Annotated in this window: 17 protein-coding genes and 1 riboswitch; of the genes, 9 read left to right on the top strand and 8 right to left on the bottom strand. The window is 42.5% G+C overall.

Translation table 11 applies throughout. The features are described from left to right. The first annotated feature begins 60 nt into the window (after positions 1–60). From DFO72_RS16700 to DFO72_RS16715, 4 genes are all read left to right on the top strand, one after another. Entirely contained in the window at positions 61–1452 is a 1392-nt protein-coding gene (locus tag DFO72_RS16700; protein WP_113883081.1) for a TldD/PmbA family protein, read from the top strand. A 1-nt stretch (position 1453) separates the two neighbouring features. Continuing rightward, the gene (locus tag DFO72_RS16705; protein ID WP_113883082.1) at positions 1454–2812 is read left to right on the top strand and encodes a TldD/PmbA family protein; all 1359 of its coding nucleotides are present in this window, start codon (positions 1454–1456) and stop codon (positions 2810–2812) included. Positions 2813–3061: 249 nt separating this feature from the next. After that, a complete protein-coding gene (locus DFO72_RS16710) occupies positions 3062–3598 on the top strand; it encodes a GNAT family N-acetyltransferase (RefSeq protein ID WP_113883083.1) in 537 nt (178 codons plus the stop codon). Between the two features lie 72 nt (positions 3599–3670). After that, on the top strand, positions 3671–3952 hold the full coding sequence (locus tag DFO72_RS16715; RefSeq protein ID WP_243856190.1) for a hypothetical protein: 282 nt from the start codon (positions 3671–3673) through the stop codon (positions 3950–3952). Between the two features lie 41 nt (positions 3953–3993). Here the strand turns inward: DFO72_RS16715 and DFO72_RS16720 are convergent, their stop codons facing one another. The 5 genes from DFO72_RS16720 to DFO72_RS16740 all read right to left on the bottom strand — a co-directional run bounded on the left by DFO72_RS16720 (position 3994) and on the right by DFO72_RS16740 (position 8052). Beyond that, on the bottom strand, positions 3994–4335 hold the full coding sequence (locus DFO72_RS16720) for a DUF3243 domain-containing protein (protein WP_113883085.1): 342 nt from the start codon (positions 4333–4335) through the stop codon (positions 3994–3996). A 64-nt stretch (positions 4336–4399) separates the two neighbouring features. Continuing rightward, positions 4400–5128 carry a twin-arginine translocase subunit TatC gene (tatC, locus tag DFO72_RS16725; protein ID WP_113883086.1) on the bottom strand — a complete coding sequence of 243 codons (729 nt, stop codon included), beginning with the start codon at positions 5126–5128 and terminating at the stop codon, positions 4400–4402. 14 nt (positions 5129–5142) lie between these two features. Further along, complete coding sequence (tatA, locus tag DFO72_RS16730; RefSeq protein WP_113883087.1) at positions 5143–5361, bottom strand: twin-arginine translocase TatA/TatE family subunit; 219 nt, start codon at positions 5359–5361, stop codon at positions 5143–5145. A gap of 190 nt (positions 5362–5551) precedes the next feature. Then, positions 5552–7261: a GMC family oxidoreductase gene (locus DFO72_RS16735; protein WP_113883088.1), complete on the bottom strand. Its 1710-nt coding sequence runs from the start codon at positions 7259–7261 to the stop codon at positions 5552–5554. 26 nt (positions 7262–7287) lie between these two features. Then, positions 7288–8052, bottom strand: coding sequence for a gluconate 2-dehydrogenase subunit 3 family protein (locus tag DFO72_RS16740; RefSeq protein ID WP_113883089.1), 765 nt, complete (start codon positions 8050–8052; stop codon positions 7288–7290). 470 nt (positions 8053–8522) lie between these two features. Between DFO72_RS16740 and DFO72_RS16745 the strand changes: the two genes are divergently transcribed. Beyond that, positions 8523–9248, top strand: coding sequence for a 5-formyltetrahydrofolate cyclo-ligase (locus tag DFO72_RS16745; RefSeq protein ID WP_113883090.1), 726 nt, complete (start codon positions 8523–8525; stop codon positions 9246–9248). An 11-nt stretch (positions 9249–9259) separates the two neighbouring features. Here the strand turns inward: DFO72_RS16745 and DFO72_RS16750 are convergent, their stop codons facing one another. From DFO72_RS16750 to mscL, 3 genes are all read right to left on the bottom strand, one after another. Next, a complete protein-coding gene (locus DFO72_RS16750) occupies positions 9260–9706 on the bottom strand; it encodes a peroxiredoxin-like family protein (protein WP_113883091.1) in 447 nt (148 codons plus the stop codon). A gap of 210 nt (positions 9707–9916) precedes the next feature. Beyond that, on the bottom strand, positions 9917–10558 hold the full coding sequence (locus tag DFO72_RS16755) for a Bax inhibitor-1/YccA family protein (RefSeq protein ID WP_113883092.1): 642 nt from the start codon (positions 10556–10558) through the stop codon (positions 9917–9919). A gap of 69 nt (positions 10559–10627) precedes the next feature. Next, positions 10628–10999 (bottom strand): large conductance mechanosensitive channel protein MscL, encoded by a 372-nt coding sequence (gene mscL, locus DFO72_RS16760; protein WP_113883093.1) that lies wholly within the window; start codon positions 10997–10999, stop codon positions 10628–10630. 141 nt (positions 11000–11140) lie between these two features. Beyond that, a riboswitch (PreQ1 riboswitch) is annotated at positions 11141–11186 on the top strand. Between the two features lie 112 nt (positions 11187–11298). Between mscL and queF the strand changes: the two genes are divergently transcribed. From queF to DFO72_RS16780, 4 genes are all read left to right on the top strand, one after another. Further along, positions 11299–11796, top strand: a complete 498-nt coding sequence (gene queF / locus DFO72_RS16765) for a preQ(1) synthase (RefSeq protein WP_026584082.1) — start codon at positions 11299–11301, stop codon at positions 11794–11796. A gap of 451 nt (positions 11797–12247) precedes the next feature. Further along, positions 12248–12538 carry a YhdT family protein gene (locus DFO72_RS16770; protein ID WP_113883094.1) on the top strand — a complete coding sequence of 97 codons (291 nt, stop codon included), beginning with the start codon at positions 12248–12250 and terminating at the stop codon, positions 12536–12538. Continuing rightward, entirely contained in the window at positions 12535–13977 is a 1443-nt protein-coding gene (gene panF, locus DFO72_RS16775) for a sodium/pantothenate symporter (RefSeq protein WP_113883095.1), read from the top strand. Before DFO72_RS16770 ends, panF begins: the two co-directional genes overlap by 4 nt. A gap of 272 nt (positions 13978–14249) precedes the next feature. After that, positions 14250–15446, top strand: a complete 1197-nt coding sequence (locus DFO72_RS16780; protein ID WP_113883096.1) for a hypothetical protein — start codon at positions 14250–14252, stop codon at positions 15444–15446. Positions 15447–15671: the final 225 nt, after the last annotated feature.

Consider the following 15671-nt stretch of genomic DNA (forward strand, 5'->3'; position numbering starts at 1 on the left):
ATAAAGATCAGTACGGTATGATTAGAATAGTTTGAAAAGTTAGAAAGAGGGAGTGTTTTTATGCTTTCACAATCAGTCATTAATGATGTAATTACAGCAGCCCTGGCCACTGGCGGGGATTTTGCGGAAGTATTTGTTGAGGATCGTTTTACGAATAACCTCGCACTTCAGGGCGGGAAAATTGAAAACAGCTTATCTGGCAGGGATTATGGAATAGGCATTCGCGTGTTTAAGGGGCTGCAGAGTGTTTATGCATACACAACGGATGGATCAAAGGAAGGTTTGCTGAAAGCTGCGGGCAATGCTGCCCAAGCAGTCAGAGGAGAGAAAATCATTCAGCCTGCACAGCTGCAAAAGGAAATTATTCCGGCAGCACATCCTATATCTCTGAATCCGCGCGAAGTGGAGAAGCTTCGCAAAGTAGATGTGATGAAAAAGGCATATGAAATTGCGAAAAACTATCACAGCAGCATTCAGCAGGTTACGGTCAGGTATTTGGATGAAGAACAGAATGTGCTGATTGCCAACTCGGAAGGTAAATTTGTAGAAGACCGCCGGGTGCGAAGCCGTCTTGCCATTCAGTCGATTGCTGCAGAAGGAAACCAAATGCAGCCAGGATTTTATGGACCTGGAGCTCATAAAGGCTTTGAATTCATGGAAAATCTGAATCTTGAGCATTATGCCAATGAAGCTTCCCGCATCGCGGTTACGATGCTTGGGGCAGAGCCATGCCCGAGCGGAAAATTTCCTGTCATCATCGATAATGAATTCGGCGGCGTTATTTTCCATGAAGCATGTGGACATGGCCTTGAAGCTACATCTGTGGCGAAGGAAAACTCCGTTTTTGCAAACCGGATCGGCGAAAAAGTGGCCTCAGATGTCGTTACATACATCGATGACGGGACGCTTGCCAATGAGTGGGGATCGATAACGATAGATGATGAAGGAGAAAAAGCCCGTAAAAATGTGCTGATTGAAAATGGGATTTTAAAAGGTTACTTGATTGATAAATTCGGCGGCCGCAGAATGGGCATGGAGTCGACAGGGTCGGGAAGACGGCAGTCCTACCGCTTTGCACCGACTTCGAGGATGACCAATACGTATATTGCTAACGGCAAATCCACTCCTGAAGAAATCATTTCAAAAACAGAGTACGGAATTTATACAAAATACATGGGCGGCGGCCAGGTCAATACAACAACTGGTGATTATAATTTTGCCGTCATGGAAGCATATCTTGTGAAAGATGGAAAAATCGGCAAACCGTTAAAAGGTGCTACTTTAATAGGGAATGGACCGAAAACTCTCCAGCTGGTTGATATGGTGGGGAATAATTTGGACCATGGAGCAGGCATGTGCGGTTCACAAAGCGGAAGCATCCCTGTCAATGTTGGCCAGCCGATGATCCGTGTAAGCGAAATGACTGTTGGCGGAACAAAGGGGGGCGAATGATATGAATCTGCAGGAATTTAAGGAAAAGCTATTTCATATTGGCGAGCAGCAGGGTTTTACAGATATGGAGCTTTATTATGAGAGAGAGGAAAAATTCGCCTGCGAGCTTTACAAAGGGGAAATTGACTCCTACGATACCTCCGAAGTATTCGGAACCTCCTTCCGAGGCCTTTACGAAGGCAGAATGGGCTATGCTTTTACGGAGAAACTGGATGAGGAATCCTTGTCTTTTCTGATCGAGAATGCGAAGGAAAACTCTCAATTTATTGAAGACGAAGTACAGGAAGAAATCTTTGCCGGCAGCGAAAGGTATGAGGAAGGAAGCTATTATTCAAGTAGTCTTGCTGAAGTTACGATCCCTGAAAAAATAAATTTGCTTAAGGAAATAGAAAAGCACCTCTATGCATATGATGAGCGGGTAACCGGAACAGATTACTTCATGCTGAGCAGCAGTGAAACGGAAAGGGTTCTTCTCAACAGCAAGGGCCTGAATCTCAGTGAAAAGAAAAATCATGCAGGCATTTATGTATCCGTTATCGTTAAGCAGGGAGATCTAGTGAAAAATGGTGAATACTCTAAGTTTACGAGAGACTTTTCCATCTTGAATCCTGAGGAAATTGCCATGCATGCAGCAGAAGAAGCATTATCTCAGCTTAATGCCAGAAGTGCAGAAAGCAAGAAATATCCTGTATTATTGAGAAATGATGCTGCCAGCGCCCTGCTTCAGACATACATCCCTATCTTCTCAGCGGAAAATACCCAAAAAGGGCAATCGGCTTTAAAAGACAAAACAGGTAAAATCATTGCTGCAGCGTCACTGAATTTAGTAGATGATCCATTTTTAGAGGAAGGTCTGCTAAGCTCAAATTTTGACAGCGAAGGGGTCGCCACTGCCAGAAAAGTTATTGTGAAAGACGGCAGGCTTGTTACCTTGATGCATAACTGCAAAACAGCTCAAAAAGATGGTGTGGAATCTACGGGCAATGCCTACAAGGCTTCTTATAAGGGCGCTTTAACGGTAGCTCCAACGAACCTTCATGTTATTCCATCTGATCAAAGCTATGCCGAGCTGTTGTCATCTCTCTCAGAGGGTATAATCATAACCGAATTATCCGGCCTCCATTCAGGTGCCAATACCGTATCAGGGGACTTCTCCATTGCGGCTAATGGCTATTATGTCAGAGAGGGAGAAGTGCAAAATGCAGTAAACCAAATGACGATTGCCGGAAACTTCTATGAGCTATTGAACAATATTGAAGCCATCGGCTCAGATCTGGAATTTTCGATGGGGTTCATGGCCACAGGCTACATTGGTTCGCCATCTCTATTAATCAGGGAACTGGCTGTGACGGTTGAATAATTAAAAGATAATGGCACAATACCCCAATAGGTGGTGTGCTTTCTTTATTGTGTGAGATGTAAGATATATTTTAAAATATGCCTGATAAACCTTAAGCGATGTTAATTTAAAAACCTGCAACATAAACGTAAAAATAACTAGATATATAAATAATAAGTTGCTGGATAAGCTGAAAATCTTCTGGAAAAATAAAGGATATTCTTTTGAAAAATAGAAATATTGCTGATAAACAAAAAAGGAGGCAATGAGATGAACCCCCTTGAAACCAGCAGCCTAATTCTTCGCAGCCTTACCCTTGACGATGCACCCGAGGTGGAGGAATATGCCAGTGATTATGATGTGGCCAAAACAACACTAAATATTCCCCATCCCTATCCAAAAGGGGGAGCAAGGGAGTTTATTACAAGCATCAAGGAAGCGGAGAGAGACGGTAAAATTGCCATTTTCGCCATTACGAAAAAAGAGGATAATAGCTTGATAGGACTCATCAATATTACAGGCACTAATGCAAACAGGAGAGCAGAAATCGGCTATTGGATCGGCAAGCCGTTCTGGGGAAAAGGGTATGGTACAGAGGCAGCCAGAGCAGTTATTAAATATGGATTCGAAGAGCTGAATCATAACCGGATTTATGCCCTTGCTTTTACAGACAATCCTGGATCATGGAGGATTATGGAGAAGTCAGGAATGAAGCATGAAGGAACTTTGCGCCAGCATGCGATGAAAGATGGCAGGCCTGTAGACCTGACTTATTATGCGATTTTACGGGAGGAATATATAGGGTAAGGTTCAGCCATTTGAATCCCGATCCGCATTATGTTTCAATGGAAGCAAATCATTTTTTTTATGGAGGTCCATGTGAGGATCATTGCTTCCCATCCTTTTATAACAGTCAGCCGGAAGATCGACTGGAATCAGCAGCAATACATTGAAAAGGAACTTTATCTTCATTTATTTGAGGATCACATTCTTTCCCCAACTGATAAATTTCTCATTGATGAAGTTTGGGATATGTCATACAGATCTTCCAATTGCGAAATTGGTTTTCTCTATCTTCATACCAATCGGGGACTATTCTCTTTTCAAGTAAAGTCTGAGCCAAACCAGTTTATAAATCTTTATAGAGATCTGAAAAAGTAACAAAGCCGGAATTGTCATATACAACAATTCCGGCTTTGTTATTAAGCCTGTTCGGTCAGGCGTATAAGCATATGGGCCAGCTTATGCTTTTCTTCATCATTGCCAGCCTTCCATAATTCTTTCAGAAGCTGTTCCTCGCGATTTTTTGGCTCTACATTTTCAGCCAGGTAGCCAGCTACTTTTTCCGCTGTAACCGCAAGCTGTTCCTCATTTAAACCCAGCTTTTTGCCCAGCTCGATTCTTTCAGCCAGATAGCTTTTAAATTCATCGAAACTGCTTAAAATATCTTCGGCTCTTTCATTTGACATCCTGTCCATTGCATTCTTGATATTTTTTGTATCCAATTCACCATCTTGTTTGATTACATGATCCTGTTCATTCATTTTACAGACCTCCAAAAGAACGTTTTCTTATTAAATATCCTTTTGAGGGCGAACCTAAACTTGTTTAAATCTCGCTGGATGGAGATTCCTGACCAGTTTTCAGTTTCTTGAATTTTAATTTTGACATAATAACGCCAATTTCATATAGCCCGATAAGGGGCACAAGGACAAGAATCTGTGAAAATAAATCAGGAGGTGTAATTAGAGCTGATACAACAGCCATGATCAAGTATGCGTATTTCCGCATTGAGCTGAGCATGGCCGGGGTGACAATGCCAATTGTTGTCAGAAACAATAACAGCAAAGGCACTTCAAACAGAAAACCAAAAGGAATGGTCGACATCAGCAGGAAAGAAAAATACTCCCTGGCAGTGATCATCATTGCAAAATGTGATTCACCCAATAGCATTAAAAACTGATAAATAGCAGGGAATATAATAAAAAAGCCGAAGCAAAGGCCGCCGATAAAGCTGAAGAGAATAGCCGGAAAAAATATCAATGATACTTTGCTTTCTTTTTCCGTTAATGCAGGCTTCACAAATAGCCAGACCTGATAAGAAATAAAAGGAAGCGAAAGCCCAAGGCTGATGCTTCCTGCAATTCCCGTGTACAGCTTAATCACATCCAGCGGTCCAAGCATGACAAGTTCATGATCATTCACGAGCATGGGTATCAGCCTGTTGATGAAAAACAGACAAAGGGCAAAGCTGGCTAAAAAGAAAATCAGTGATCGAATCAGCACTTTTCTCAGATCTATTAAATGCTCTACAAGGGTTTGTTCATCCGTTTTCAATTTAAACCCTCCTATTAAAGCGGTTTATCCTTCCGGTCAGCCGTTTCGATTGAACGTGTTTTTGAATCGGCTTCCTCATCGTCACTCATAATTTCTCTGGCTGATTTCTTGAATTCTGATAAGGTCCTTCCAAAGGCAGACCCGATTTCCGGAAGCTTTTTTGGCCCAAAGATTATTAAGGTAATAACGAGGATGATAATTAATCCGGGAATTCCGATATTTGAAAGCCCCATGATGTTCACTCCTTTTTGTGGATTTTTTAAGCATGTGAGTAAGTATTAAATTGAACTTCGAGACCTGTCTAGCTCCACAAGGAACGCTTCGACAGGTTTGTCATCGCACGACTAAAAGCGGTAGCTTTTAGGAGGAGCGCCTGCCCCCCTCGAGGTCGGGGCTGGGCAAGGCGCTTCCGCTTTTCCTTTCTTATGCAAGCAGGCCGCCTTCTTTGCTGTATTTGATGATTCCTTCAGCAGCACGGTAGGCGAGTGCACCAACTGTTCCTGTCGGATTATAACCTCCGTTGTGAGGGAAAGCGGATGCACCAATGACAAATACATTTTCCGCATCCCACATCTGCAGATAGTTGTTTACAGCTGATGTTTCGGGCTCCGCCCCCATGATCACGCCGCCGGTATTGTGTGTTGTCTGATAAGGGACGATGTCATAGTGCTCCAGCTGCTGCCGGTCGTTAATTTTTGCCGGTCCCATCTCCTGCATGATTTTGTCTGTAATTTTTCCAACATAGTTATAAAGATTCTTATCCTGCTCGGTAAAATCATATGTCAGACGAAGCAGCGGCAGCCCGTAAGCATCTTTATAAGAAGGATCCAGGTCCATATAATTGTGCTGCACAGGCATGGAAGCTCCCTGTGTCCCAATGCTTAAAGCCCTTGTGAAGTACTTAATGGAATTCTCCTTGAACTTGCTGCCCCATTTCGGTGTATCAGTCGGAACCATATTATATTGAATCGGACGGTATCCAGATTGGTTGAGGGAAATGGAACCGCCATGGATAAAGCCAAGATCCGAGTGATCAAAATTGTCTCCATTGTAATCGTCCACCGTTGCACCAAGAGCACCGGCACCCATGAATGTATTAAATTGTTCTTCATCAAAAAATCCAGCTGACCCGGGAAGTATCTGGTAGCAATAATTCTTTCCGATAACCCCTGATCCTGTATCAGGATTGTATGGACGCCCCAGTTTGGATGTCAGCAGCAGGCGGGTGTTATTCATGACATAGCTTGTCAGGATAACCATTTCTGCCGGCTGGATGAATTCTTCCTTGGTTTGCACATCCACATAGCGCACTCCTGTTGCTTTTTTGCCGTCGTGAATAATTTCTGTTACATTTGCAAAGTTGCGGATATCCACATTTCCAGTTTCTTTGGCAAACGGGATGACGGCAACGGTTGGATCTGCCTTGGCTCCATATTCACAGCCAAAACGTTCACAAAAAGCACAGTACTGACAAGGAGCCAGCTTAGCGCCATATTGGTTTTCATAAGCCTGGCTCATATTGCCGGATGGCATATGGTAAGGTTTCATACCCAATGATTTCGCGGCCTCTTTAAATCGCGCTGTAATGGGTGTTTCCTTCATTGGAGGATTTGGGAACGGATTCGCTCTCTTTGGCCCTAGCTCACCTTCTTCACCGCCAATTCCTGCTGCTTTCTCAAATTCATAGAAATAAGGCTCCAATTCATCGTATGTAATGCCCCAATCCTGAACTTGAAGACCCTTAATCTTTGCTTCTCCATATTTTTTAACCGTCTGGGATTTAATTTCAAAGTCATAAGGCAAAAAGCGGAAAGTATGTCCATTCCAGTGGACACCGGATCCTCCTAACCCTTCACCAAGCAAAAAGGAACCAAGCTGGCGCATTGGAAGAGCTCTTTCCTTCCCCTGGTTGCGGAAGGTAATCGTTTCTTTTGAAAGATCCTGCATTAATTCATAGCGGATTCCATAGCGAAGTTCATCATGGACAACATAGTAGTCCTTGACGCCGCGCTCTTTTCCCCGCTCCAGGCCGACCACTTTTAATCCCTGTTTCCCTAGTTCAGCCGCAATGATTCCGCCGGCCCATCCAACTCCTACAATGACTGCATCTGTTTTTGGCAATGTTTTAGCCATTTTTACCACTTCCTTAAGAGATAGTACTATTTCGTATACGAATGAAGGCTATTTGGTTCAATTTTCACAAATTTTTCAGACTCAATTTGATTGATATAGCTCATCTGATGGCCAGGAAAGTCCTTCATTTTCCAGCCTTCCATATTCTTGTTTCCGGCATAGGCAGGATCTGCGTAGACGCCTTCAATAGTTGCTGCCCGGAGAATATTAAAGAATGTCCTGGAGGTAACACCCCGAAGCTCTACTTTATCCTCCTCAAAGGCAGTAAGGATTTCATCCTGCTGTTCGCCCTCCAGTTCAGCAAAAGGCTTATTGAACTTATCGTTGCTGTATGTCTGCAGGGCAACAAGGCCGACATCAAAGACTTCATGCCGTTTTAAAGGGGATTGGTAACCCTGAAAGTTTGAACCTGGGAAGAATGGGCCCTGCATATATTCCCTTGTATTGTTTCCCCATGAACCTGCAAGCTGGTGGTCGATAAAAAATGGAACATCCAAATCATTAGCGCCAGGGCCATTTTCATCCTTTGGATAAATTCTCTCAACGGCCGCTTGAAGGATTCCGAATATCTCGGGGTTTGTGAAATATAAAGGTGACTGCTGATAGGCAACCTGATTATGCCCGTTGGTATGAGCATTCTCTTCCGTTGCTGTACCGTCTTTATTCATGTTTGCACCAATTAAGCCGCCAAGAATGCCGCCTCCTACCAAACCGCCGGCAACTAACCCGGAATTGCGGATGAATCTCCTCCGGGACATGGTTGATTCTTGTTTTTGTTCATGTTCAGACATTTATCTAGAAACCTCCTTTTATTTGCCATTATGGTGAAAAAAATACATGTCTAAACAATGATTAGGAATTTTTTTAGGAGATAGGGAGAAAAGAAGAGGGGTTTTAGAGGATTATAGGCATTAAAAAAGATGCAAACCGATTGGTCTGCACCTTTTTTAAGTCCGATGACGGACAACCTGAGGATTATGATTTGCATAGGGCCGAACCGATTTTAAATATATCGGTTATAGACGAGAGTGCCTTTCGAACGCTCTGCAAACCCTCCTTGGTTTCTTGCAATGCCAATGACGAACCTTGAAGTCGCTGTTGCGCTTTTCATCGTCAACCAGTCCCTTCTGTTTTGTTATTGGCCTTGCATTATTTGTTTACCACGAGAAAATGACTTAAAACCTATTTCTTAAAAATGAAGTTCTTTTTCTATTCAGTTTTATCCCTTATGGATAAAATAAAAGAAAGGAAGTGAAACGTAATGAATACGAAGAAAGAAATCCGTGAGTACATATGGAATTTTCTTGAGGAGAACAAGCTTGGCCGCTTTCCGTTTCCTTTGAAAAATAGAATCCCTAATTTCAAAGGAGCTGAAAAAGCTGCTGCATTTGTTTTTACTATGCCTGAGTATAAAGAGGCTAAGGTAATTAAGGTTAATCCTGATTCTCCGCAGCTGCCGGTCCGCGCACAAATTTTGAAGGATGGAAAGACATTGCTGGTTCCAACTCCAAGGCTTAGAGCAGGATTTATTATGGTAAAGCCGGAATGGGTGCCAGCCGGAGAGGAGCGAAAAGCAGTGAGTCTTAAGCATATCCACTCATATGGTAAAGAAGTTCCTCTCAGAGAATTGCCGAAAATTGATTTATTTTTTGCCGGATCAGTGGGTCTTCATCGGGATGGACGGCGTGTCGGAAAAGGGGAGGGCTATGCCGACCGTGAATATGCCATCATCAGAGAGCTGGGAAATCCTGAAATTCCTGTGATTGGAACAGTCAACAGCGCCCAGGTTACAGAGGCTGATATCCCTAGGGACCCATTTGATTTGACTGTCGACTGGATTGCAACCGAAAAGGAACTGATCAGAACAAATACGCCATATCCAAAGCCGGACGGCATTCAATGGGATCTTGTAACCGAGGAGGAAATGGAAGAGATGCCGGTTTTGCGTGAAATATGGGAGATCACAAAAGGAAAGGCAGCCAAGTAATTGACTGCCTTTTAAGCGTTCACTTCATCCATTTTCATTAAAACATCACCAATCTTTGCGTGATTTTCAGGGGATTCATCAATATGCTTCCATAATATCTTTCCCTGAGGCGAGAAAAGCCATGTCCCGCCCTGAATGTAGACATCCTGGGTTTTCATGGATTTCATGACAAACTCCTTCTGTTTTTCATTATCAGGGACAAACCCTTTCACTTGGCCGGTTATAAATCCAAATGCTGCTTTTGAAAGAAGCTTCCATTTTGGCATGGTTTTATGTCCCATTCCTCTATAAGCTTCCCGGGAAGGATCACCGAGGATTGGAAAAGGGAACGGGCCGAATTGCTGAAGAAATTGATTGATGAATGTTCCTTTGGAAGGAGCAATGACAATGACTTGAAAACCTCTGGAATCCAATTCACTAATGCGCTCGCGCAACTGCGCAAGATATTCTCTGCACACCGGTCAGCCAAGATGGCGGACGAAAACAGCCATTGTATATTGGCCATTAATGGCCTGTTCGAGCGTAATATTTTTATCAGGATTCTGGGTTTCTAAAATATAATTCATTATTTTCCCGCCTTTCGGATTTACTCCTGATCTTACCTAATTCTTTTGAAGGAATAAAGAATTGCGGCTTGCACATAAAAAAACAGGAGTTCGCACTCCTGTTTAGTCCCTGCTCCCCAAAATTCCAAAAATGCGAAGAATATTAATGAACAGGTTGATAAAATCAAGGTATAGGTTAAGAGCCATCAAAGGCACTTCTTCCGGTGATACTCCATAATGCTTCATGCGGTTAAAGTCGAATAGCACATATCCGCTGAATACAAGCACTCCGATGAAGGAAAACGCCAGCATAGCATTAGAGCTTAACGGCCAGAAGATGCTGAAAATTGAGATCGCAATAAGGGCAAGCAATGCTGCCATCAGCATGCCGCGAAGGAAAGATAAATCCCGCTTGGTTGTCGTAGCGTAAACTGCCAAACCTGTGAATACAACCGTTGTCGCTGCAAGTGCGACCAGCACGGGATTCGGGCCAATGGCAGCCAGGTAATGGGCAACAATCGGATAGGTGGTCATCCCTGAAATAAATGTAAATACATACAGGAATGGATACCCAATGGCCTTTTTGCGGCGAAGCAGGAAAGCGAAAAGCAGCATTCCCAGTTCAAGAATCATGAGCGGCAAAAACAGGGCTGGAGGGATGAAAACACCCGCCATTGTTCCGATAAAAGCAATCCCCAATGATAAGGCAAACGCCCGTAAGACAGAAGGCAAATAACTGTTATTTGCAGTATGCTGTACATACATTTTTTCATTTCTCCTCTAAAATCATTTGTATATGTATATACGTCAGAACTATTGTTTAAGTTTCATTATTTATTTTGTTTTTAAAAGGTCTCTTATTTCCGTTAAAAGCTCAATGTTTTTATCCACAGCTGGTGCAGGCTTTGCTTCTTCTTTCTTTTTAAAACGATTGTTGATAATCCTGATAAAGACGAAAATCGAGAATGCAACAATGAAGAAATCAACCACATTCTGTATGAATAGACCGTATTTGACTTCAGCGCTTCCAACCTTTACCATCAGATCCCTAAAGTCAACTCCGCCCATCAGCAATCCTACAAGCGGCATAATGATATCATCTACAAGAGAAGATACAATCTTTCCGAAGGCAGCTCCGATAACAACTCCGACAGCCAAATCAAGCACATTTCCCTTTAGGGCAAATTTTTTAAACTCATTCCACATAACATGTCACCTTTCTTAGAAAATTACCGTAATTATACTATGTAGATTAATTGATAACCAGATAAAGAAGCCCCTATTGACAGAAACATGCTTTTTCTCTATAGTAACAATGACAATTATATTTCGAATATTCCCGTGTGAGCGGGAGAGGTTCATAGCTTCACCCTCTATAAAAAACTATGGCTTTGATTATAATAATCAACCATATCCATAAGAGGATATGGTTTTTATTTTTTCAAGCTGTACTTTTTGGACCTCTCCTTAGGATCAGCGGGATCATATAAAGGGAGGCTTTTTTTATGTCAGGAAGAAAAGATGAGGAATTAACGGATATTACACTATTGGGAAATCAGGGTACAAAATATCTTTTTGAATACTCGCCTGAGATTCTGGAGGCTTTTGACAATAAGCATCCAAACCGCGACTATTTTGTAAAATTTAATTGCCCTGAGTTTACGAGTCTTTGCCCGAAAACGGGACAGCCGGATTTTGCGACCATCTATATCAGTTATATTCCGGATCAGAAAATGGTAGAGAGCAAGTCATTAAAGCTATATCTTTTCAGCTTTAGAAATCATGGAGATTTCCATGAGGATTGCATGAATATCATTATGAACGATCTTATTGAATTAATGGATCCGCGCTATATTGAGGTTTGGGGCAAATTTACGCCGCGTGGCGGAATCTCCATCGATCCGTATTGCAACTACGGCAAGCCGGGGACGAAATATGAAAAAATGGCAGATTACCGTTTGATGAACCATGACCTTTACCCGGAGACAATTGACAATCGTTAAGACCATAGCTTGCTTAAAGTGCGATTTTAAAATAATATCAAAAAGGCAGAGCAATCTGCTTTTTTTGTTGTCTAGGAATTAATAAAATATTACGATGTGAATAACTTTGATGAAAAATGATCTGCATCCAGCTCCAGCGCCTAGCCCCTCTTGTCATAAGCCAAATCACTCCGGAAATCAGGAAAAGGAACGCTTCGTCAGCGATATATCGCCCGACCAAAGCGAGCTTTGGAAGGTTTCCTGCGTGATTCGTCTTATGCCTGTCAGACCTGCACAGGATGTGCTGGCTTCAAGGTTCGCCACAGGACTGGCGCTTTTTAGTTGAAGTTCATCTCAGCAAGGCGCTTCCGCCTTTGTTCTTGCAGAAAATATACATAAGTGGGATTATATTTAGGGAATATTCTGTATTTCATGGCACGTTTACTATAATAAAGCTCTGAAGGGGGACAAAATGAAGAAAGGCATACATAAAAAAGATCCGCGCTTCAAAATCGCAGAGAGAGAGGCGTGGATTGGCATTGGTCTGGTGCTCTTCAATTTTGTATGGTGGTATGGGTTTGCCTATGGGATGGGGTCTGGGCCTGCTGGTGAGTATACATATATTTGGGGGTTGCCTGCCTGGTTTTTCTGGAGCTGCGTAGCAGGGTTTGCCGTAATGGTGATTCTGGTAACAGCAGCTGTAAAATTTATGTTTAAAGAAGTTCCGTTTGAAGAAAACGGGGAAGGAGGAGAATCTGAATGAAGTGGCAGGTTATTTTTCCTCTTCTCATCTTTTTAATTTTTATTTTTCTCGTAGGGTTATGGTCCAGCAGAAAGATTGATACCGGGAGTTCATTCCTGCAGGATTACTTTCTGGGAGGAAGGCAGCTGGGCGGTTTTATTCTGGCTATGACCATGATTGCAACCTATGGAAGTGCAAGCAGTTTCATTGGAGGTCCCGGTGTTGCCTACACACAGGGGCTTGGCTGGGTGCTGCTTGCGATGTCACAGGTTGTTACTGGTTATTTCGTTCTCATGGTTCTGGGGAAAAAGTTTGCAATCACAGCAAGAAAGTATAATGCTGTGACGCTCATCGATTTTCTGAAAGAAAGATATAACAGCAGATGGGTTGTCTGGCTATCATCTCTCAGTATCATTATTTTCCTGTTTTCTGCCATGGCTGCCCAATGGGTTGGCGGAGCAAGATTAATTGAGTCACTGACAGGATTAAGCTATTTATCTGCATTATTCATTTTTGCAGCTTCCGTTATGGTCTACGTGGTGATCGGCGGGTTCCGTGCTGTTGCCGTAACGGATGCTGTCCAAGGCGGAATCATGTTCATCGGCACCATGATCCTTCTGGCAGCTGTTGTTGTGGCAGGTGGAGGAATACCGAATATTATCAGTGACCTGTCTGCAGAAAACCCGAATCTGATTACACCTTTTGGCTTTGATGGCGGATTGACTCCTTTATATGTATCCTCATTCTGGATTTTGGTGGGAGTTGGAGTTGTAGGCCTTCCGCAGGTTGCAGTGAGGGCCATGTCATATAAAAATGCCAGAGCCATGCATAGGGCAATTATAATCGGAACAATAGTAGTCGGCTTTATCATGCTTGGCATGCATTTAATTGGGGTATTTGCCCGGCCTATTCTTCCGGGGATTGAAGCGGGAGATAAAGTTATGCCGATGATTGCCATGGAAGTTCTTCCTCCATGGCTTGCGGGAATTGTACTGGCTGCACCGATGGCTGCCATCATGTCAACAGTGGATTCCCTGCTCCTTCTGGTCAGCTCGGCGATTGTGAAAGATGTCTATATTAATTACATTAAGCCTGATGCCAAAGAAGCTGCCATCAAGAAACTGAGTTTTGCGGTTACAGCCCTGCTTGGGATTCTGGTTTGCATCATGGCTCTCAGTCCGCCTGATTTGCTGATCTGGCTGAATCTCTTTTCTTTTGGGGGACTTGAAGCAGCATTCATATGGCCTGTTGTGCTGGGCCTTTATTGGGCTAAGGGAAATAGATTTGGGGCAGTGGCCTCGATGATAACCGGAACTGCCTCGTATATTTTATTCCATACTTTTTATCCAAATGCATTAGGCATGAATACAGTCGTATTGCCTATTGCTTTGTCACTTGCGGCTTACGTATCTGTAAGTCTATTGACCGAAAAATCAGCACCTGCACCAGCAGAAATATAAGCAAGCGGCTCCGGAAATTATTCCGGGGCCTTTTGTCTCTTACTGAAAAACGCTGATAAATAAGGCATATGGTGCTTCATTCAATCGTTTGAGTGAAGCAGGAGAAGAGTCATATATTAAGGAAACGGGAGAAAACCCTTGTTTTTGTAAAAAAATGAGCATATTGATAGGTTTGTAGAAACGATCCCTATTTGTTACACTTAATTAGTTGAAACGTAATTGTAACATTTGACTTTAAATGGAAATGTTTTTATAACATTAGGGAGAATATAATGAAAAATTTTATAAATATGATCATGATTGCCATGCTGTCATCCGTTATAGCAGGCTGTTCAAATGAAATAAATGCATCTTTAAATACAGAAGAATTAGAATTTGAAAAAGAAGATAGAGTGGAAGCTGAACAGAATACAGCAGCTGTACAAGAGGCCGGGAAAGAGAAAAAAGATACTGTTTGGCTTGAAGGAAAGTCACTATTCCAGGTGGACGCAGCAGATGGAAAAATGAAATATACAGTTTATCTATATGCTGAAGATGAAAGAAAAATTATTCTGGATGAGGACAGTGCGAAAGGGAAGAAAGGCGATTCTTATTTTACAGGACATTATTCAGTTTTCCTGGCTGAGAAAGGTTCGAAAGAGGCTTATAGACAGGAAGCTTTGAATAACAGTGCTGAATTGTCATTTAACCCTTCGAAGGAGCAGGTTTACACTCAGAAAATGAGGAACAAAACCATCATTTCGATTTTTCAGTCCAAGGGAGAAAATGCGGTTAAGGGCCAGCTGCTGGCTATTAAAGATGGAGAAGTGCTGAAAATCAATACAGAAAAAGAAGTGATCACTTCCTCCAAAGCGAAAATAAAAAATATTAATCAGAAGTTTCTTCAAACTGCCCAAAATAAGAATGATAGATGGGTTATTTCAACATGGCTATTTAATGAAGAAACCCTTTTAATGAGCCTGCATGACCGAATAGAGCTTAACAAAGGGGATCATTCTAATATTGACTGGATGGATCTGTGGTTAAAAGAGGAAGCCCTCTACTATCCTTTTAAGAACCTGGCACTCAGCGTGGATGCCATTGAAAAAGCCAAACAGGGAATTCCGCTCGGAAGCCCTTATCCAATTGGCACAAATATATCCGAAATTAAGAAGTCAGATCCAAATTATATTAAGGAAGGGTTTGAAAATGACAGCCCTTTTGTTATGTACCCTGAAATCACCTATTATTTTGAACGGGAAACCGGCAATGTTACGGCAATTTCTATTCCTGGACAGCGGGTGAAAACTTCCATTGACGAGATTACTGCTATGTTTGGCACTCCTCTTGAAGTAAGGGAAGAGGTGCTGTCAGGCGAAAGCATTTCCTCCTACCTGGCAGATAAATATACTATCGAAATCATTTCTGATTTAGAAGGAAACGTTAGTGAAATAGTATTAATGAAAACAAAAAATCATGCGGCACAATAACCGCATGATTTTTTTCTGAAATAAAAAGCATTAAATTTTGAACTTCGAGAACTGTCTGGCGCAAGCAGCCTGCCCCCTCGAGGTCACAAGCTTGTCTAGTTGCGGCTCCTAGGGACTCGAGACATAAGCCAATCCCTTTCAGAAGGAAAGAACCCCTTCTTGCAGGGCTCGACTTATGCTTGTCGTCCCTGGGCAGTCGCCTCTACATTTCAGGCAAGCCACCCA

This window comes from Cytobacillus oceanisediminis (assembly GCF_004366035.1).
In the GTDB taxonomy this organism is placed as follows: Bacteria; Bacillota; Bacilli; order Bacillales; family Cytobacillaceae; genus Cytobacillus; species Cytobacillus oceanisediminis_C.